This window comes from Salinimicrobium oceani (assembly GCF_012037645.1).
On the sequence record NZ_JAAVJR010001396.1, the window covers coordinates 1 to 315 of the forward strand.

At 42.9% G+C, this 315-nt stretch carries 1 protein-coding gene; it reads right to left on the reverse strand.

The window, feature by feature from the left end; genetic code table 11:
- Positions 1-315: chorismate-binding protein (locus HC175_RS22365; RefSeq protein ID WP_209310211.1), on the reverse strand; the 315-nt coding region annotated here is incomplete at both ends.

Consider the following 315-nt stretch of genomic DNA (forward strand, 5'->3'; position numbering starts at 1 on the left):
ACATTAAAATCAAAATCCCCATGTGGATCAAAATATCCAACAGCGCCACTGTAAAGTCCGCGTTTGGTTTCCTCCAGCTGTTCAATGATTTCCATAGCCGAAATTTTTGGTGCACCGGTCATACTGCCCATGGGAAAGGTGGTTCGCAATACTTCTACCGGCGGAATTTTGTCCTCCACTTCAGCTTTTACTGTAGAGATCATTTGGTGTACCTGCTGAAAGCTATAGACCTTACAAAGTTCTACCACCTGAACACTACCTTTTTTTGCCGTTTTTGAAAGGTCATTTCGAACCAGGTCTACGATCATCACATTT